Origin of the sequence: Deinococcus fonticola, from assembly GCF_004634215.1 — a bacterium.
GTDB classification, from domain to species: Bacteria; Deinococcota; Deinococci; order Deinococcales; family Deinococcaceae; genus Deinococcus; species Deinococcus fonticola.
On record NZ_SMMH01000022.1, the window covers coordinates 1 to 17541 of the forward strand.

A 17541-nucleotide genomic window follows, 5' to 3' on the forward strand; every position below is an offset into this window, starting at 1 on the left:
GCGCCTTGCCGCTTCCTTTTGACGTGAGGCTCTTCAAGTACTGCTCCTGCTCAGCACTCAGCACGACCGCATACTGAATTGGGCGTCCCATAGGCTAAGTATTATAATTTCTAGAACGCTGTACTAGCGGGCTCAGCAGTAACGGTGCGGTTTCGGAGTTCTGGTGCTGACACGCCCGGTGCGTCCGCCGTTGCAGCGGGAACCGTACTTGACGCGCCACTCGTTCTTGGCCTGCCGGATGCTCCGATAACCCTTATTGAATTTCAGCATTACGGCCAGTGTTCACGGCTTGTGTCGGCTGGGTATCAGGAAAAACCACACCAACATGCAAAGGCCAGAGGCTTAGCAGCACGTCAGCATGATTTGCGCGGCTGACCACAGGAGCTGTGCAGGCGGCGTTTCTCATCCGGTGCTGTCGTTATCCAGGTGACTTTCCCTGGTGCGCTCTCTAGAATGACCGGGCTCACTTCTCAATTCCTGTTCTCGTGGAGGTTCGTATGAAGAAAACCGCCGTGATGCTTTCCCTCGCCCTGACGTTCAGCACCGCCAGTGGGCTGACCAACATCAAGATCGCGTCCATCAGTCCGCTCTCGGGGCCGTCCAGCAACCAGGGCCTGCAACTGAAGAACGGCACCCAGCTGGCCATCAACGACCTGAAAGCCGAATTTGCCAAAGCGGGGCTGTCGGTGAGTCTGGTGGCCTACGACGACCAGGCCGACCCGGCGACTGGCACGGCGGCGGCGCGGCGCGTCGTGGCGGACAAGAGCATCCTGGCCGTGGTGGGCACCCTGAACAGCGGGGTGGCCATTCCTGCCAGCGCCGCCATGGCCCCCAGTCACGTGGCGATGGTCAGCCCCGTGAACACCAACGAAAAGGTCACGGACCGCGGCCTGAAGAACATGAACCGCGTGTGCGCCCGTGACGACGCGCAGGGGCCGGCGGGCGGCGAATTCGTGGTGAACAACCTGAAAGCCAAGAAAGTGTACGTCCTGAACGACAAGACCCCTTACGGCCAGGGCCTGGCCGAGCAGGCCGAGAAAGCCATGAAGGCTGCCGGAGCTACCATCGTACAGAGTGAGGGGGTGACCGCCGAGGAACGCGATTTCACGGCGGTCATCACCAAGATTCAGGCGCTCAAGCCCGACGCCATCTACTTCGGCGGACTGTACGGCCAGGTGGGGCCGTTCCTGAAGCAGGTGCGTGACAAGGGCATCAATACGCCGGTGGTGGGCGGGGACGGCTTCGACAGCGAAGACCTGATCAAACTGGCCGGCAGCGGGGCCAGCAACGTGTATTTCACCACTGTGGCCCCGCCGGTGGAGAGCGTGCCCGCCGCCAAAGCCCTGGCCGCCAACTACCAGAAGACCTTCGGGGCGCCCCTGCAGGGCTACGGCGTGATGTCCTACGACGCCGCGAAAGTGGTACTGCGCGGCATCCTGAACGCCTACAAACTCAACAAGAACAAGGTGCCCACGCGCCCGCAGGTGGAAACCAGCATTCGCAGCGGCACCTACAAGGACTTGATGACGGGCGAAGTGAAGTTCGACAAGAACGGCGACCGCATGACCGCTAAGATGTATGTCATCGCCGTGCAGGGTGGTAAGCGCAGCACCGCCGGTACCCTGAACGTCCTGCGCAAGTAATCCGGATTCCGTCTGTTTCATCCACCATCCGGAAAAACGCCGGATGGTGGATTCCACGCCCGGAACCCGTGTTGCTCCCACTCCCTCCGGTCGGATTTCATCGCCCTGAATGGGCGAATCAATCGGAGTTGGTATAAAGCTTCAGGAACGGAACGGAGGCATCAGGGAGTGGCTTGACCTGATGCCTCCGTTCCGTTTCCGGTCCAGCTCCATTCACTGGAAAAACCCTCCCGCTGGGGAGGGCTGGCGGCGCTGTCAACCGTTACTTTTTCAGGCTGGTCAGCAGGGTGGTGGCTTCCAGTTGGGCCTGGCGGGCCATGTCGGCGCTGTGGCCCAGGGCGCGGGTGGCTTCCTGCGGGCTGTGGAAGCCCATGCTGCTTTCGGCGTCCACGAAATCCCAGCGCAGTTGCGCTTCGCGGTGCAGGTCGTAGGCTTTCTTCAGCTGCTCGGGGGTGGCTCCGGCGTCCTTGGCGGCCTTGATGCTGTCGATGGCATCGGAAAGTGCGGCTTCGGCGCTGGCCTGCATGTCGCGGGTGCGGTTCTGAATGGTGACCACGCGCTCGCGCAGGTCGGCTTCCGGCACCTTGTGGCAGGTCTGGCAGGCGCTGTTCAGGTTTTGCAGAGGACTGCGCACCCAGTGGTCGCTGACTTTCTGCGCGCCTTCGCGTTTGTAGGGCATGTGGCAGTCGGCGCAGGCCACGCCGTTCTTCGCGTGAATGCCGGTGCTGTACGTTTCGTAGTCGGGGTGCTGCATCTTGATCAGGGGGCCGCCCGTGACGGCGTGGTTCCAGTCGGTGTGGCCGTCTTTGCGGTAGTACGCGGCAATCTGGTCGATGGTGATGCCGTCCTCGATGTTCTTGCTTTCGCTCCAGGGGAAGATCAGTTCCTTGCTGTCTTTCTCGAAGTAGTACTCGACGTGGCACTGGGCGCACACGAAAGTCCGCATCTGCTGGTGCGTGGCGTTCTTCACGTCGAAACCGCGTTTCGCCATGGCGTTCACGAAGGCGGGGCGGGTAATCTTCAGGCTCATGTCCTTGTTGTCGTGGCAGTCGCCGCAGGACACGCCCTGGTGCAGTTCGTTCTTGGCCAGGTCGTTGTAGGGCGTCTGGTTCATCTTGGCCCAGCCGATTTCCTTGATCAGGCGGGGCACGTCCGAGGAATGGCAGTTGGCGCAGGTGCCGGGCTGCTTGCGTTCCTTCACGCGCTTGATTTCCTTCTGGTCGATCAGGCTGTAGTAGTGGCCCCGGTCTTCGTTGTACTCCAGTTCGAAGGCGTAACCGGCCCAGAATTTCTTGCGCAGGGGGTTGGCGGCCAGTTTGTCGAAGGGTTCGTTGCCGGCGTAGGGGGTGCGCACCCCGGTTTCCTTCGTTTTCATGAAAGAGGCGTACTGGCTGGGCCAGTTCTTGCCCCACACGGCGGGGTCAGTTTCGGTGTCGGACACCTCCACGAACCGGGTGGGCTGCACGGCGGCCTCGTCACGGCGCTGCTGAATGTTGGCGAGCAGCCACGCCAGGCCAAGGCCGATCAGGGCGAACAGGGCGATCAGAAAGAGCCACGGCAGGGGATTAAAAGAGCGGTGGGGAGTCATGGGTTCTGTGATCCTCCTTCAGACGTGGGGACGGCGGTTACTGACCCTGGTCGCGGTGACCGACGTTACCGTGGCAGGACGTGCAGGTGGGGGCGTTCGGCTGCTGCATTTCCTTGACGCTCAGGTGCGTTTGCGTCAGGAGCGGCCGGTGACAGGCCACGCAGTTGTTCAGGGCGATGCGCTCGTCGGCCGGCGTGATGTGAATGGGTTCGTGGAAATTGCCCAGCGTAAAGGCCTTGCTGTGGTTCCAGCCGTCACGCGCTTTGGTGTACCACTTGCCCACGAAGTCGTGCGGCATGTGGCAGTCCTGACAGGTGGCGACGTTCTTGTGGGTGCTGTGCTGCCAGGCCTGAAACTGTGGGCGCATGATGTGGCAGTTCACGCACGCGGCAGGGTCGTGCGACAGGTAAGACCAGCCCTGCGCGTGGTTGAAGGTAAATAAGCCGAGTCCAGCGACCAGGGCAGCCAGCGCGACAGCGACGAGAACAAACGGATTGGCGTTCACATGGATTCTCCCTGAAGCAAGCGAAAAGAACGGACTGACACCCAGTCAGGCGAAACGTAATGTGCCGTCATTACAGTGGGATTACCACCCGGTCAGACCGGGTGCAAAAATAGAAAAATACGCCCCGCAGGGCGTCCTTCATGGGAAATATGGGGTTACCAGCCCTGCATGAACTTCACCAGCGCGTCCAGTTGAGCGCCTTGCAGTTGCGGGAAGCCCGGCATGGCCGTCCCACCATTCAGGATGACGCCGCGCAAGGCCTGCTCGTTTTGCAGCGCTGCCGACCCCACCAGTTTCCGGCCCTTGCCGCCCTCACCCTGAGCGCCGTGGCACGCCGCGCAATTCTGCGCGTACACCAGCTTGCCGTCCACCGTGTCGCCCGTCTTCGCCTGGAATTCCACGATCAGGTCATCGGCCTCGCGCCCGTCGGGGGCCAGCGCCTGGTACTTGTGCAGGGCCGCCAGCCCCTCCCTGTACTGCCCGAATAGACCCAGCGCGTACCCGTACAACAACTGTCCCTCGGGGTCTTTCGGGTCGGCCTCCACGCTGCGCCCAATGAAGCCCAGGCCGTCTTTCGCCATTTCCTGCGTCTGAAGCAGGTAAAACCCGGTGCGGCGCAAAGCCTTGGCGTTGGTGCGTTCCTTCATCAGCACCGTCGTGTACGACTTCGCGGCCAACTGGTAATTCTGCGCGTCCCACGCGGCGTCCCCCAGTGCCATGCTGTCCGCCACCGAACCGGATTTCTCCGCTTTCGCCTGAAGCGCCGGGATTTTTACGGCATTCTGAATCTGCGACGCCTGCCCCGGCGGCATCCCCGCGTAACGCCACTTCGGAAACAAAGTGAACGCCCCCAGGATCGTCAACGCCCCCACCAGCACCAGCGTCACCAGCGCCAGCGGCAGCACCGGACGGCCCTCACCGCTTTCGTCACGCACGGGCGCGGGCGGCAGCACATCCAACTCCTGAAGCACCTGAGTCAAACGCACCTTCTCCCGCGTCAGAACCGCACTTTCAGCCCCGGAAGTCTGCAACTCCTGAACGTTCAGCAGCAGTTGCTCCTTCTCCTCCTCCAGTTCCAGCCGCCGCGTATCCTCCCGCGTCACCCGCGCTGCCCCCAGCATGGGCCACAGCAGCAGCACGAACAGCAGCGTGCCCGCCATCAGAATGAAGTAAATCATGCGCGGCCCTCCGTGCGTGGGACGCGGTGCGCGGTGCGCGGTGAGTGGTCAGTGGGAAGTGGGGAGTGGAAAAAGCGTGACTGGGATACCGTTTTCCTTAGACTCTTAGACCCTTCGACCCTTAGACCTTTTTCTGCTCTTTTCATTCTCTGTCCGCCATGAGGTCTTGAATTCGTTTTTCTTCTTCGGGTGTAAGGGTTCGTTCCACCGGGCGGCTGGCTTTTTTCGTGTAGTTCCACCACAGCAGGCCGCCGAGCACGAAAAAAGCGACAGGCAACGTCCAGAGCAGGGAATTCACCCCTGTTTTTGGGGGTTCCAGCAGAATCCGGTCGCCGTAACTGGCGGCAAAGGTATTCAGAATTTCCTGCTCGGGCCGCCCGGCTTTTACCATGGCCCGCACCTCGTTCATCATCTGGCGCGAGATGTCGGTCTGCGACTGCGCGATGCTCTCGCCGCTGCAAATGGGGCAGTGGATTTTCATGCCGATGCGCTCTACCTGCCTCTCCTGCTCGACGCTGAGGGGCACGGTTACCGGCACCTGCGTGACATCCTGCGCCCCCGCCGGGGCCAGCAGCGGCGCCAGCGTCAGGCTCAGGACGGTCAGTGCGGTCGGCAGTACGGTTGTCAGGGCGCTTCGGGGGAAGGCCGGGGTCACAGCTTTCCCCCGGCCTGGCGCAGGGCCGCCCTGAACTCGTTCTCGTCGGTGACGGGGCCGAGTTTGTGGTACACGATTTTTCCCTGTGGGTCGACGATGTACGTCACCGGCACCTGCCCGATGCCGTACTTCATGGCGACTTTCGAGCCGGGGTCGAGCAGCGTGGGGTACTTCAGGCCATACTCGGCGGCGAATTTCTCGGCGGGGGCAGTCTGATCGTTGTACAGCACGCCCAGAAAGGTCACGTTGCTGGGTGCGTTCGACACCCTGGCAAAGAGGGGCGACTCCTGACGGCACGGACCGCACCACGAGGCCCAGAAGTTCACGACCACAGGCCCCTCGTTTTTGGCGGTGTTCAGGTCGTGCGTGGTGCCTTTCGTGTCTGCCAGGGCAAACGCGGGCGCGGGTTTACCGAGCAGGGCGTTAGGCGCGTCACGGTTCGGGTCGCTGTTCAGCAGCCCGTAAGCCAGGAACCCGACGAGGCCCAGCAGGATGGCGGGCGTAATGAAACGGTTCATGCCGTGAGTCCTTCACGTGGAGCGGGGGCGGGCGTGACGCGGGGAACCAGTTCGCGCACGGGAGCGCCCAGGCTCAGGCCCGTGCCGAGCATCAGCAGCAGGGTGCCCCACCACAACCACGACACCATCGGCGAGTCGATAACCGCCACGGTCGCCCACTTCTGGTCATGCTCGGCCTTCAGGAGCGTTACGTAAGTGTCGCCCATCAGGTGGTACTTCACGGCGGGCATGGCGACGGGCTGCTGCGGCTGGTTGATGTACGTGTTCATCTTGGGCGTCAGCGTTTCCTTGTTCACCTGCACGGTGGCGACGCTGCTGAAGCGCTCGGGGCGTTCCTCGGTGTTCATGGCGGTCAGGGTCACGGTCTTGCCCAGCACGGTCTGCGGTTTGTTCAGTTGCAGCGTGACTTCCTGCCGGGCCTTGTAGGTGCTGCTAAAGCCGATGCCCAGCGCGATCATGACGATGCCCAGGTGCGCCAGGTACGCGCCGTAACGCCGGGGGTGTTCGCGCACCAGGCGGGGAACGCTGCCCAGGCCGCCACGGGCACGGGCACTGTCCCACACCAGTTGGCCCAGCCCCACCAAGTTGTAAAGGCACAGGCCCACGCACAGCGCCAGCCCGATGTTCCGCACCCCCAGCGCGAAGGCAGCCACGGTTCCCACGATGCCCGCGATGGCGGGCGCACGCACCGACTGCCACAGCGAACCGTTCAGACGCCGCCACGGCAGCATGGGGCCAATCCCCATGAACAGCAGCAGCAGCAGGCCAATCGGAATAGCGAAACGGTCATAGAAGGTCGGCCCGACGATGGTACGGAACCCGCGCGTGGCCTCCATCACGATGGGGAAGAGGGTCGCCAGCACCACCAGCGCCGCGAACACCACGAACAGCACGTTCCCGGCCAGCACCGCCCCTTCGCGCGAAACAGGGTGGTCGAGGCTGTGCGGGTCACGAATCTGCGGCAGCCGCCAGGTCGCCAGGCCAGCCCCGATGACGACCAGCGTCGTGAAGAAGGCCAGGAACAGCGGCCCGATTGGCCCGGTGCCGAAAGCGTGAACGCTCTCCACCACGCCACTGCGCGTCAGGAAGGTGCCCAGCACCGTGGCCGCGTAGGCGAACACGATCAGGTAAACGTTCCAGACCTTCAGCATGCGGCGGCGCTCCTGAATCTGCACACTGTGAATGAAGGCGGTCGCCAGCAACCACGGAATAAACGAGGCATTCTCCACCGGATCCCAGGCCCAGTACCCACCCCAGCCCAGGATCTCGTAACTCCACCAGCCGCCTGCCAGGATCGCCATGGTCAGGAAGCCCCAGGCGACCATCGTCCAGCGGCGCGTCTGAATCAGCCAGGACTCGCCCAGGCGACCCGTGACCAGGGCAGCAATAGCGTAAGCGAAGGGCACGCTGAGGCCCACGAAGCCCAGGTACATCAGCACCGGGTGAACCGCCATCATCCAGTGGTTTTGCAGCAGCGGATTAGGCCCCATGCCCTGCTGCGGCACGTCCACCACCGGCGTGAAGGGACTGGCGATGGTCAGGTTGAGGCCCACGAAGAACAGCACCGACAGCGCCTGCACGCTCATGACCCAGGGGCGCAGCACGTCCCGCCGGGCGGTCAGGGACACCAGGAAGGCGTACAGCGACAGAATCCACGCCCACAGCAGAATGCTGCCATCCAGCGCCGCCCACAGGGTCACGACCTTCACCCACGTCGGGGACACGCTCATGGAGTGCTCGGCCACGTACCGCACCGTGAAATCATCCTTTAAGATCGCGTACTCCAGCGTGCCGATGGCCAGCGTCACGAAAAAGAAATTGCCCCACAGCGCCAGGCGCGTGCTCTGCTCCAGGCGTGAGTCGCCGCGCCGCCCGGCCAGTACCCCGCTGATCAGGGCATAGAGCGTGAACGCGAAAGCAAACAGCAGCGCCAGTGTCCCCGCCGCCCCCAGCGGACTGAACGCCAGTCCAAGAAACTCAGTCATGCCTACAGGGTAGCCCGCCGCCCCCTGCAAAAAGAGGGGCGAGAGTCACGGAAGCAGCCGGGTCAAGCAAGGGGTCAAGCAGGAAAGCGCCCCTGGCCGCCTGCTGGGCTGCTCATTTCGCCGGAAAGAGGGCCAACCGCTCAGTCTGCCTATAAGCAGGTAAGCAGGTACCTGCAAAGAAGGCTGACGGCAACTGGAGGTCGCTGTGTTTCCTCCGCTGACCGAACAGGTGAGGTTTATGTGAACCGCAGCATTTCCTCACGCCGCCCCCTTACGCTGACACTGAAACACCCTCTGGGAGGCTGAAAACATGAAGCAAGGACTAACCCTCACTGCCCTCGCCCTGACCGCCACGCTCGCCAGTTGCACCATGATGACCGGCCCCCGAGCCACGGCGAACCTGCTCGACCCCAACGACAAGGCGGTGGGCAGCGTCACCTTCACCCGCGAAGGCGGCGGCACCCGCGTGAAGGTCAGCGTCAGCGGCCTGGCCCCCGGACAGCACGGCATGCACATTCATATGAATGCCAGTTGCAGCAACAGCACCGACGCCAGCGGCAACACCGTTATTTTTGGCGGTGCGGGCGGCCATTTCGACCCCAGCAACGCCATGAAGCACGCCAGTCCCGAAACGCCCAACACGGCGGGGCACGGCGGGGACATCCCCATGATCACGGTCAACAGCGACGGTGTGGGCAGCGCCGATTTCCTGACCACCAAAGTCAGCCTCAGCGGCCCGGACAGCGTAATGGGCCGCAGCATCGTCATTCACGCAGCCGCCGACGATTACAAGACCGATCCGGCCGGCAACAGCGGCGCCCGCCTCGTTTGCGGCGTCATCAACCAGGGCTGAATAGGGCCGGGTCAACGCCCGGAGAAGTCCAGCCCGTATTCCTCATTCAGTCGCGCCAGCAAGTCCGGCGCGGCTTTCTCTTGCAGCAACTGGCGTAGCCGGACGAAGTAATGCGCCAGGCCACCGGGATTCAGCATCAGCACCGCCTCGGCGTCGTGTGGGCCGGGGTTCCAGAAACGGTGCAGCACGTGGGCCGGCAGAGAAACCACCTCGCCAGCCTGCGCCACCTGTTCTATGCCGTCCAGCAGAAAGTGAAGCGGCCCGCTCAGGACATAGAACGTCTCACGTTCCCGCGTGTGACGGTGCAGACCGCTGTTCGCCCCGGCTTTCAGATGCATGTGCATCACGCTCAGGTCATCCGTGACCAGTCGCGGCGTCAGGACGATGCTCCCCAGATCAATCACGTCGAGCCCGGTCATGAAGGGATGGCACGCAGGTGCGCGATCAGGCGTCGCAGATACCCGTGCAACTCGGCCTGCTCACTCAGTTGCACGTCCGCGTGCGGCGTCAGGTGCGGGTGAGTGCCGATCTGTACCGCAAACCCGGCGGCCTCCAGCAGATCAGCGTCGTTGTCGCTGTCCCGACGGAGAATGGAGCGCTCTGGGGTGCCCCTCCACAGCGCGCGTCATTCGAAGAACTGCTCTAATGGTTTATGGGACAGCACTTTCCTTTTATGGTGGTGGGCGCGGGCGGAGCGGGCGCGGCAGCGGCGTATCACCTGGCGCGGCGCGGCCTAAAGCCCCTCCTGATCGAGCAGTTCCGCGTCGGGCATGACCGGGGCAGCAGTTTCGGGCACTCGCGCATTTTCCGGCTGGCTTACGACGAGCCGGAGTACGCCAGCCTGGCACAGGAAGCCCTGCCGGCCTGGCGGGCGCTGGAGCAGGAGGTGAACATGCCGCTCTACACCCGCACGGGTGGCCTCGACCTGGGGCCGTCCGGCACGCCCACCCTGACGCAGACCCTGGCGGCACTGGAGCGCATCGGCGCCGTGGCCGAATCCCTGACCCGAGCTGAGTTGCGGCGGCGCTTTCCGCAGTGGCACGTGCCGGACGACTGGGCCGCGGTGTACGCGCCCGAGGCGGGCATCGTGAACCCGACGCAGACGGTGGAACTGCTGTGCGCCCTGACGAACGCGCACGGCGGGCAGGTGCTGGAGAACACCCGTGTGGACGGCATCGATCTTGGCAAGCAGCTCGGCGTTCACACCGATGCCGGTTCATTCACGTGTGACCGGCTGGTGGTCACGGCCGGCGCGTGGACGGCAAAACTCTTTCCGGAATTGCAGGAGTGGCTGACCCCCACCCTGGCGGCCACCACGTTTTACCGCCCGCTGGAACCGCAGGCGTTCACGCCGCAGGAATTTCCCATTTTCATCACGCACGACGAGTTCCAGGCGTACGGCTTTCCGTCTTTCGGCTTGCCGGGCGTGAAGATTGGTGTGGATGTCTCGCGGCCCGTGGTGGACGCCGACCTGCGCCCCTTCGACGTGCCAGGCGACGCGGCGCAGGCCAGCGACGAGTTCATGCGGCGTTATCTGCCGGACGCGGCGGGGTCAGTGATGCACCGCCAGACCTGCCTGATTACGCGTGCGCCCACCACGGATTTTTTGATGGCGGCGCATCCGCAGTGTGAGCAGATCATCGTGGCCTCGCCCTGTTCAGGTCACGGGTTCAAGTTCGTGCCGCTGCTGGGCGAAATCCTGGCGGCCAAAGCGCTGGGAGAGGCGCACCGCTGGGATCTGCCCCGGTTCGGTTTTCCGGCACGCTTCTCCTGAGAAGGAGAGCGGTGAGTGTGGTATACAGTGCTTCAATCCACAATTTAGCCCGCCTCCCCAAGCCTGCTTGCCCGAAGGAGACCGTATGCGCCGTATCTTGCCCCTGCTGGCCCTGACCCTGTTTGCCGGAAGTGCCGCTCACGCTCAAGCCCAGGCTGCGCCGCCCACCCTGACCCGGGGTGTGCTGAAAATTGCCATCGAGGGCACCTACGCCCCCTTCACCTACAAGGACGATAAGGGCAACCTGACCGGCTACGACGTGGATTTCGCCCGCCTGCTCGCCGCCCGGCTGGGCCTGAAGCCCGAGTTCGTGCTGACCGAGTGGGGCGGCATCCTGGCCGGATTGCAGGCGAACAAGTACGATGTGATCGTCAACCAGGTGGGCATCACCGCCGAGCGCCAGAAGACCATCGCCTTCAGCGAACCGTACACCTACAGCCGCCCGCAGATTGCCGTCCACAGCGTCAAAGGCGCGGACTACAAGGCGCTGGCCGACCTGAAAGGCAAGCGCGTGGGGGTGGGCCTGGGCACCACCTTCGAGAAAGACCTGATCGCGGCGGGCGGCATCAACATCGTGACCTATCCCGGCACGCCCGAGTACCTGGCTGACCTGGCGGCCGGCCGGCTGGACGCCATTTACAACGACAAGCTGCTGATCGGTTACCTGGCCAAATCGCAGGGGCTGCCCATCAAGGGCGTCGGTTCGGCGGGTTCGGTCGATCAGATGGGCGTCGCCATGAAAAAGACGAACATCGTCCTGAAAGTCGCCATCGACCGCGCCACCCGGCAGATGAAGGCCGACGGCACGCTGGCGAAACTGGGCGAGAAGTGGTTCGGGCAGGACGTCAGCAAACCCTGATCGGCGGGCCATGAGCTGTGGGCCATAAGGAATAATGGCCCGTAGCTCGTGCAGAAGGCGGCGCGTGGATGGACAGTGAAGACGCGCCTGTCTTTTGCGCGGCATACTCTGGGGCACGAGAGGCCGGGTAACGCATGGATCTAGAGCAATGGAAACTCATTCTGAGCAGTGCCGCGGCGTCCTTCCCGGTGCTGATCAAGGCCGCGCCCATCACCATCGGGTTTGCGCTGGCGGCCATGCTGCTGGGTTTGCCGCTGGCGCTACTGGTGGCCCTGACGCGCCTGTACGGCCCCGCGCCCCTGCGTTCGCTGGCGGCGCTGTACGTTTCGTTTATTCGTGGGACGCCGCTGCTGGTGCAGATTTTCATGATCTACTACGGGCTGCCCAGCCTGGGCGTGACCCTGAATCCCATCACCGGCGGCATTCTGGCCCTGACGCTGAATGCCGGGGCGTACCTCTCGGAAACCATTCGCGCGGCCATCGAGAGTATTCACAAGGGCCAGCATGAAGCCGCCTACAGCCTGGGCCTCAACCGCCGCCAGGTCATGCAACTGATCGTGCTGCCGCAGGCCGCCCGCGTGGCGCTGCCCAGCATGGGCAACAGCCTGATCGGGCTGGTGAAGGACACGTCGCTGGTGTCGGTGATTACCGTGGTGGAACTGCTACGCAGCGCCCAGCTGGTCATTGCCCGCACCTTCGAGCCGTTTGGCCCCTACCTGATGGCCGCGCTGATCTACTGGTTCATCAGCAGCCTGCTGGAACTCGTGCAGCGCAGCATGGAAAGGAGACTGGCGCGGGGCGTGGCGCGCTAAAGAAACGCATCTTTTGTGAACAAAGAGGGGGTGGGGCTGTTTCTGCGGATCAGCCAGCCGCTCTCTTTGTCTTGTTTAGTCCACTCTCACACTATTATTGATCTTTTTTGTAAACTTGTGGATGTTGCTTTGACCGGGCACTGAAGTCCAGCCCTACCATTGACCTTTCAAGGAGCCTCAACATGAAAAAAACCCTGACCCTGCTGGCCCTGCTGGCCGGCACCACCGCTTTTGCCGCCAGCGCCCCCAGTACCCTGACCAAAGGCGTGCTGAAAATCGGTATGGAGGGCACCTACCCGCCCTTTACCTACAAGGACGACAAGGGCAACCTCACCGGCTTCGACGTGGACATCGCCAAAGCGGTGGCCGCCAAGCTGAATCTGAAACCCGAATTCGTGCTGACCGAGTGGAGCGGCATCCTGGCCGGATTGCAGGCGAACAAGTACGACGTGATCGTCAACCAGGTCGCCATCACCGCCGAACGCGAGAAAAGCCTGGCCTTCAGCCAACCCTACGTGTACAGCACGCCGCAGATCATCGTGAAGAAGGGCAGCACCTTCAACCCGAAAAGCCTCGCCGACCTGAAAGGCAAACGCGTGGGCAGCAGCCTCGGCAGCAACTACGAGCAGCAGCTCAAGGCCGCGGGCGGCATCAATATCGTCACCTATCCCGGAGCGGCCGAGGTTCTGGCCGACCTGGCCGCTGGGCGCATCGATGCCGGATACAACGACAAACTGCTGGTCAATTACCTGATCAAGTCCCAGAACCTGCCCATCAAGGGCGCGGGCTTCGGCAAGGCCGACAGCATGGGCATCGCGCTGAAGAAGAACAACCCCAGCCTGAAAGCGGCCATCGACCGCGCACTGCTGCAAATCAAGGCCGACGGCACCTACGCCAAGATCAGCGGCAAGTGGTTCGGACTGGACGTCAGCAAACCCTGAAAAATATCATCACCTGAAGGCGGGGCACGACATCGGACGTGCCCTGCTTTCTTTTTGCCCTGATCCCACAACCGCGTCACGGCTCGGCCCCGCTGCGTTGCGGAAGGGGTCGGTAGGACGCGTCCAGTGGTGCACAACCTCTGCAACAGGTCTCTTTCTGTCACCCGACGGCCGACCGATAGCACAAGGCGGGCGTCAGCAAGGCCGCAAATGTCAGGGAAATGCCAAGACTGCGCCGACCTGTCCAGTCTTGGGAGACGGGCTTGTGATGCCTCCACCTTTTTTCTGATACATATTCAGAAGTCCAAAAACTTGTTTTTCTGCCACTGGAGGCGCCACATGCGTACACGTAATGTTGTTCCCGCCGTCTTGTCCCTGTTGTTGCTGGCCGCCTGCCAGCAGACTCCCCTGCCCACCGCGAGTGGCCCTGTTCGTGGCCAGAAGACCTCGTCCCCGGGTGACATGACGGCGCAGGTCATCAACGGCACGGCCAGTGCCAGCGGCGCCCGCCCGTATCAGGTCGCGCTCCAGTACACCAGCAACAACCAGCAGTTCTGCGGCGGCACCGTCATCGCCCCCGACTGGATTCTCACCGCCTCGCACTGCGTCAAGGGCGGTCTGCCCAGCCAGCTGTACGTCCGTGCCGGCAGCCTGTACGCCACCAGCGGCGGCGTCACCCGCACCGTCACCAGCATTCGCATGCACCCCAGCTACGTGGACGTCACCACCGGCTACGACGTCGCCGTGCTGAAACTCTCCTCCCCGCTGACCTACAGCAGCACCATCCAGCCCGCCGCCCTGCCCACGCCCACCTTTGCCAGCAGCGCCGCCGCCGTGGGCACCACACAGACCATCAGCGGCTGGGGCATGACTGTCGGCGGGAACACCAGCAGCAACAGCAGTTACCTGCGTGAGGCGAACCTGCCCGTGATCAGCAACGCCGACTGCGGCGCCCAGCTCGGCGCCACCATCACCAGCGGCATGATCTGCGGCAACAAGAACAGCCAGGGCCAGACCGGCTGCCACGGCGACAGCGGCGGCCCCTTCGCCAGCAAGCAGGGCGACCGCTTCTTCATCTTCGGGGTGGTCAGCTGGGGGATTGCCAACGTGTGTACCAAAGCCACGGCTTTTGCCCGCGTCGGCGAGTACCAGCCCTGGATCACCAGTGTGACGGGCGTTCAGGCCCAGAGCGGCGGCACGACCGGCCCGGTTCCCGGCAAGACCACCACGTACACGGGCAGTGTGGGCAGCGGCACCAGCAGCTACAAGCCCGGCAGCACTGGCTTCACCTACGCCGGCGGCGCCCTGAAGGCCACCCTCAGCGGCCCCAGCGGCACCGACTTCGACCTGTACCTCCAGAAGCGCAGCAGCACCGGCACCTGGACCGACGTGGCCTCCAGCGAGACCGGCACCAGCACCGAAAGCATCAACTACGCGGCTGGCAGCGGCACCTACCGCTGGGAAGTCTACGCCTACTCCGGCAGCGGTTCTTACACCCTCACCGAAACCAAGTAAGCCTCTGCCCGAACCAACTCAGCAAAGGCGGCCTGTGGTCACCCACGGCACGACAACGAGACACGAGGATGAAGAAGCTCCGTATGGCGGGGCTTTTTCATTAGGGTATGTGGTGAACGTCTCCAAGAAATATGGACAGCGCAGCTTTCTGTGCTGTGGGGAAGAGGGGGTGGGAATGGGCAGGAAGTTGTCTACCAGAAGGCGTGATTTTGCCCCCCCCGAGTTTTCTCGGAGGGGAGCACTTTGCCGTTGCTGTGCAGGTGCAACCCCTCACGAGAACGAAAGAAGTGAAAGTGAATCCGGCAGGATGACAGGGTGATTCGACCCGCCACGCCTGCCGATGCCGACATGATTGCCCTTCACCGTTACCCGGACGAGCCGGATGTCGCAGAACGTCCCCTTTATGCGGCGTGGGTCGAGGAGGCCATTGGGCGCGGCATTTACGTGGGGTTCCTGCTTGAGTCCGCAGGCGCAGTGATCGCGGGCGCGGGGCTGACCCTGCTGGAGTGGGGGCCGACACGCGCAGACCCGCAGCCTGACCGGGCGCGGCTGGTCAACGTATGGACGCACCCCGCTTGGCGGCGGCAGGGCAACGCCCGCGCTCTGGTACAAGCGTGCATGGACGCCGCCCAGGAACGTGGTGTCACGCGCCTGAGCCTGGGCACCACCGACCCGGGCCGCCCGCTGTACGAAGGCCTGGGTTTCCGTGCCAGCCCCACGGAAATGACCGTGAACCTCGTGGCCCCATCCCCAGGTTCACGAAGGGACTGTAAAGCCTGCACGGACGTGCCTTTCATGCCTGAGCCCCTACCCTGAGGGCATGACTCCCGTCCTTTCCCTGCTGGCCACCCTGAGCGTCCTGCCCAGTTCGGACGTCTCTGCGCTGGAACTGTCTGTCCCGGACGTGACCTCCCCAGCCGTAGCCGTGTCCAGCCTCGACCTGGCCCAGGCCCGCAGCACCGTGACCTTGACCTGCAAGGGCACCCTGACCAGCCGCAACATCGCCGCGAACATCCTGGTTCCGGCGGGGGCCACCTGCCTGCTGAACGACGTGATGATTACCGGAAACGTGCAGGTGCAGAGCGGCGCCAGCCTCACCGTGCGGAACGCCAACGTGCAGGGATTCGTGTCGGGCCGCGCCGGCTTCCGTCATCTGGACGTGCAGGGCAGCATCGTTCAGGGAGAAGTGCGGGCCGAGGAGGGGGGCAGTTTCAACCTGAACGACAGCCAGGTCACGGGCCACGTGCGCGTCAGCCGCAACACCGGGCCGGTTCGTATCGCGCACGCCACCCTGAACCGCGACCTGGAATGCTGGAGTAACCGCGCTGCGCCCACCGGCACGTGGCTGAGGGTAGACGGGCGGCAACTGGGTCAGTGCAGCCGGCTTTAGGAAAGAGACGGCTGGCCTGTTGTTGACTGACAAAAAGGAGCTGAATGAGATTTCTTCGATTCGTTTCCGTCATTCTCTCTGCCGTGACCTGATCCTGGTGTGTCAGGCAGTGCAGGTTTTGACGTTGGCCTGACATTGTGCTGAAACTCCGGTGACGCGCCCGGCGCAGTCTGGCGGGCGATGAACGACCTCCCTCACCGGCCCGCCGACACCGCCACACCCCGCCGACTTCCCGACCAGGGCCCCATCACGCTCAGGCATGCCGGGGAAAGTTTTCTGAACGAGCTGGCGCGTCAGGCCCAGTTGCCCAAAAGTACGTATTACCGCAGCCTGCTGGCCTCGCTGGCACAGTACCTGGGGCCTGACGCACCGTTGCTGGCCTACACCAAGCTGACCGGGGAAGCCTGGCGCACCACCCTGCACGCCGCCGAGCAGCCCGAGGCGCAGACGTTCCTGGCAGAGTTCCGCGAGTACCTGCGCACCTTCGGCTGGTTCGATGCGGCCCGGCCGGTCAACCAGTTCGACTAAGACGCCGAACTTTCAATCTTCGGAGCGGGCAGAGCAACCTTCCACCAGTCGAAAGTGGCCTGGAAGGTTGCGCACCTGTCCTGGCGCGTTGCCACCAGTTGCTGTCTGTCATTCATGCGGAAAGCCTGCATGTTCGAGCCGACCTTCAGGGTTTTCAGAGGGCCGCAGCCTGGGCGCGTGGGGATGGGAAGGTTGCGCGTCAGGGTGCGCCCCGTTCTGACCTGCATGACTTCGCCGAGCAGCACGTTGGGGTCAGCTAGAAAAGCCGCGCTGGGTGGGGCCTCGTCGTACTGCATGAACAACGCCTTACCGTCGCGCACGCCCTCCAGAGTGAACAGGCCCTTGCGCCGCACCCTTCCAGTCCTTGCGTCCAGCAGCAAGGCCTGACTGCGAGTGATTGCGCCAGTCGTGATGACCGTGACCATCACCGCGCCTTGCCCCGCCAGTCGGGCGTCTACCGATGCCGTCCCCTGCCCATGGAATTTCCATAGCGTGCGGCCAGTCCGGGCATCCCGCGCCATGACCAGAAAGGTGTAATTCCCAGGGCGAAGGGCCACGCTGATCTGCCGTCCTTCATCGCGGTAAACGGAACTCAGTTCAGGGGTGAAGTTCCTGTTCGCGACGTACCCGGCAGGCAGCGGAGCACCGATCAGCGATGGGGCAGGAGTAGCGCGACCGACGGCTAAGCCCGCAAGCAGCAATAGGGGCGTAATTCCGCACATGGGCCAAGCGTACACAGCCGGAGGTACGGGGTCATCCGCCAGAAGGTTGAACGTGCCGTTCCTGCCAGAGGACGG

18 protein-coding genes and 2 pseudogenes are annotated in these 17541 nt (G+C 63.5%); 11 read left to right on the forward strand and 9 right to left on the reverse strand.

The features are described 5' to 3' along the window. Window positions 1-132 precede the first annotated feature (132 nt). A complete protein-coding gene (locus tag E5Z01_RS19555) occupies window positions 133-270 on the reverse strand; it encodes a hypothetical protein (protein WP_167757917.1) in 138 nt (45 codons plus the stop codon). Between the two features lie 227 nt (window positions 271-497). Between E5Z01_RS19555 and E5Z01_RS12910 the strand changes: the two genes are divergently transcribed. Further along, window positions 498-1643 carry a branched-chain amino acid ABC transporter substrate-binding protein gene (locus E5Z01_RS12910; RefSeq protein ID WP_135229744.1) on the forward strand — a complete coding sequence of 382 codons (1146 nt, stop codon included), beginning with the start codon at window positions 498-500 and terminating at the stop codon, window positions 1641-1643. Window positions 1644-1905: 262 nt separating this feature from the next. On the opposite strand, the gene E5Z01_RS12915 is transcribed toward E5Z01_RS12910, so the two are convergent. From E5Z01_RS12915 to E5Z01_RS12940, 6 genes are all read right to left on the reverse strand, one after another. Continuing rightward, the gene (locus tag E5Z01_RS12915; RefSeq protein WP_135229745.1) at window positions 1906-3231 is read right to left on the reverse strand and encodes an ammonia-forming cytochrome c nitrite reductase subunit c552; all 1326 of its coding nucleotides are present in this window, start codon (window positions 3229-3231) and stop codon (window positions 1906-1908) included. A 37-nt stretch (window positions 3232-3268) separates the two neighbouring features. Then, on the reverse strand, window positions 3269-3736 hold the full coding sequence (gene nrfH / locus E5Z01_RS12920) for a cytochrome c nitrite reductase small subunit (protein ID WP_205750489.1): 468 nt from the start codon (window positions 3734-3736) through the stop codon (window positions 3269-3271). Between the two features lie 155 nt (window positions 3737-3891). Then, window positions 3892-4914, reverse strand: a complete 1023-nt coding sequence (locus E5Z01_RS12925) for a c-type cytochrome (RefSeq protein WP_135229746.1) — start codon at window positions 4912-4914, stop codon at window positions 3892-3894. Window positions 4915-5056: 142 nt separating this feature from the next. After that, a complete protein-coding gene (locus E5Z01_RS12930) occupies window positions 5057-5569 on the reverse strand; it encodes a cytochrome c-type biogenesis protein (RefSeq protein WP_135229747.1) in 513 nt (170 codons plus the stop codon). Next, window positions 5566-6087 carry a TlpA family protein disulfide reductase gene (locus E5Z01_RS12935; RefSeq protein ID WP_135229748.1) on the reverse strand — a complete coding sequence of 174 codons (522 nt, stop codon included), beginning with the start codon at window positions 6085-6087 and terminating at the stop codon, window positions 5566-5568. Before E5Z01_RS12935 ends, E5Z01_RS12930 begins: the two co-directional genes overlap by 4 nt. Further along, complete coding sequence (locus E5Z01_RS12940; protein WP_135229749.1) at window positions 6084-8072, reverse strand: heme lyase CcmF/NrfE family subunit; 1989 nt, start codon at window positions 8070-8072, stop codon at window positions 6084-6086. The genes E5Z01_RS12935 and E5Z01_RS12940 overlap by 4 nt, the downstream gene beginning before the upstream one ends. A 310-nt stretch (window positions 8073-8382) precedes the next feature. On the opposite strand from E5Z01_RS12940, the gene E5Z01_RS12945 reads away from it, so the two are divergent. Further along, window positions 8383-8925 carry a superoxide dismutase family protein gene (locus E5Z01_RS12945; protein WP_135229750.1) on the forward strand — a complete coding sequence of 181 codons (543 nt, stop codon included), beginning with the start codon at window positions 8383-8385 and terminating at the stop codon, window positions 8923-8925. A gap of 11 nt (window positions 8926-8936) precedes the next feature. On the opposite strand, the gene E5Z01_RS12950 is transcribed toward E5Z01_RS12945, so the two are convergent. Next, window positions 8937-9344 (reverse strand): cupin domain-containing protein, encoded by a 408-nt coding sequence (locus tag E5Z01_RS12950; RefSeq protein ID WP_135229751.1) that lies wholly within the window; start codon window positions 9342-9344, stop codon window positions 8937-8939. A gap of 233 nt (window positions 9345-9577) precedes the next feature. On the opposite strand from E5Z01_RS12950, the gene solA reads away from it, so the two are divergent. The 9 genes and pseudogenes from solA to E5Z01_RS12990 all read left to right on the forward strand — a co-directional run bounded on the left by solA (window position 9578) and on the right by E5Z01_RS12990 (window position 16744). Then, entirely contained in the window at window positions 9578-10699 is a 1122-nt protein-coding gene (gene solA / locus E5Z01_RS12955; RefSeq protein ID WP_135229752.1) for an N-methyl-L-tryptophan oxidase, read from the forward strand. Between the two features lie 85 nt (window positions 10700-10784). After that, window positions 10785-11558, forward strand: coding sequence for a transporter substrate-binding domain-containing protein (locus E5Z01_RS12960; protein WP_135229753.1), 774 nt, complete (start codon window positions 10785-10787; stop codon window positions 11556-11558). A 134-nt stretch (window positions 11559-11692) separates the two neighbouring features. Further along, window positions 11693-12370, forward strand: a complete 678-nt coding sequence (locus E5Z01_RS12965; protein WP_135229754.1) for an amino acid ABC transporter permease — start codon at window positions 11693-11695, stop codon at window positions 12368-12370. A gap of 182 nt (window positions 12371-12552) precedes the next feature. Beyond that, on the forward strand, window positions 12553-13311 hold the full coding sequence (locus E5Z01_RS12970; RefSeq protein WP_135229755.1) for a transporter substrate-binding domain-containing protein: 759 nt from the start codon (window positions 12553-12555) through the stop codon (window positions 13309-13311). A 462-nt stretch (window positions 13312-13773) separates the two neighbouring features. After that, window positions 13774-14460: pseudogene (locus tag E5Z01_RS20020) on the forward strand (serine protease); the annotation flags it as partial. A gap of 42 nt (window positions 14461-14502) precedes the next feature. Next, window positions 14503-14826 (forward strand): annotated as a pseudogene (locus tag E5Z01_RS19560) (PPC domain-containing protein); the annotation flags it as partial. Window positions 14827-15141: 315 nt separating this feature from the next. Further along, entirely contained in the window at window positions 15142-15642 is a 501-nt protein-coding gene (locus tag E5Z01_RS12980) for a GNAT family N-acetyltransferase (RefSeq protein WP_240738407.1), read from the forward strand. A gap of 4 nt (window positions 15643-15646) precedes the next feature. After that, window positions 15647-16216, forward strand: coding sequence for a hypothetical protein (locus E5Z01_RS12985; protein WP_135229757.1), 570 nt, complete (start codon window positions 15647-15649; stop codon window positions 16214-16216). 180 nt (window positions 16217-16396) lie between these two features. Further along, a complete protein-coding gene (locus E5Z01_RS12990) occupies window positions 16397-16744 on the forward strand; it encodes a hypothetical protein (RefSeq protein WP_240738408.1) in 348 nt (115 codons plus the stop codon). Here the strand turns inward: E5Z01_RS12990 and E5Z01_RS12995 are convergent. Next, the gene (locus E5Z01_RS12995) at window positions 16741-17466 is read right to left on the reverse strand and encodes a hypothetical protein (RefSeq protein WP_135229758.1); all 726 of its coding nucleotides are present in this window, start codon (window positions 17464-17466) and stop codon (window positions 16741-16743) included. The genes E5Z01_RS12990 and E5Z01_RS12995 overlap by 4 nt on opposite strands. Window positions 17467-17541: the final 75 nt, after the last annotated feature.

Coding starts and splice junctions, on each gene's coding strand:
- E5Z01_RS19555 (WP_167757917.1), bottom strand. CDS start 270: ATGCTGAAATTCAATAAGGGTTATCGGAGCATCCGGCAGGCCAAGAAC.
- E5Z01_RS12910 (WP_135229744.1), top strand. CDS start 498: ATGAAGAAAACCGCCGTGATGCTTTCCCTCGCCCTGACGTTCAGCACC.
- E5Z01_RS12915 (WP_135229745.1), bottom strand. CDS start 3,231: ATGACTCCCCACCGCTCTTTTAATCCCCTGCCGTGGCTCTTTCTGATC.
- E5Z01_RS12925 (WP_135229746.1), bottom strand. CDS start 4,914: ATGATTTACTTCATTCTGATGGCGGGCACGCTGCTGTTCGTGCTGCTG.
- E5Z01_RS12935 (WP_135229748.1), bottom strand. CDS start 6,087: ATGAACCGTTTCATTACGCCCGCCATCCTGCTGGGCCTCGTCGGGTTC.
- E5Z01_RS12940 (WP_135229749.1), bottom strand. CDS start 8,072: ATGACTGAGTTTCTTGGACTGGCGTTCAGTCCGCTGGGGGCGGCGGGG.
- E5Z01_RS12945 (WP_135229750.1), top strand. CDS start 8,383: ATGAAGCAAGGACTAACCCTCACTGCCCTCGCCCTGACCGCCACGCTC.
- E5Z01_RS12950 (WP_135229751.1), bottom strand. CDS start 9,344: ATGACCGGGCTCGACGTGATTGATCTGGGGAGCATCGTCCTGACGCCG.
- solA (WP_135229752.1), top strand. CDS start 9,578: ATGGGACAGCACTTTCCTTTTATGGTGGTGGGCGCGGGCGGAGCGGGC.
- E5Z01_RS12960 (WP_135229753.1), top strand. CDS start 10,785: ATGCGCCGTATCTTGCCCCTGCTGGCCCTGACCCTGTTTGCCGGAAGT.
- E5Z01_RS12965 (WP_135229754.1), top strand. CDS start 11,693: ATGGATCTAGAGCAATGGAAACTCATTCTGAGCAGTGCCGCGGCGTCC.
- E5Z01_RS12970 (WP_135229755.1), top strand. CDS start 12,553: ATGAAAAAAACCCTGACCCTGCTGGCCCTGCTGGCCGGCACCACCGCT.
- E5Z01_RS12985 (WP_135229757.1), top strand. CDS start 15,647: ATGACTCCCGTCCTTTCCCTGCTGGCCACCCTGAGCGTCCTGCCCAGT.
- E5Z01_RS12990 (WP_240738408.1), top strand. CDS start 16,397: ATGAACGACCTCCCTCACCGGCCCGCCGACACCGCCACACCCCGCCGA.
- E5Z01_RS12995 (WP_135229758.1), bottom strand. CDS start 17,466: ATGTGCGGAATTACGCCCCTATTGCTGCTTGCGGGCTTAGCCGTCGGT.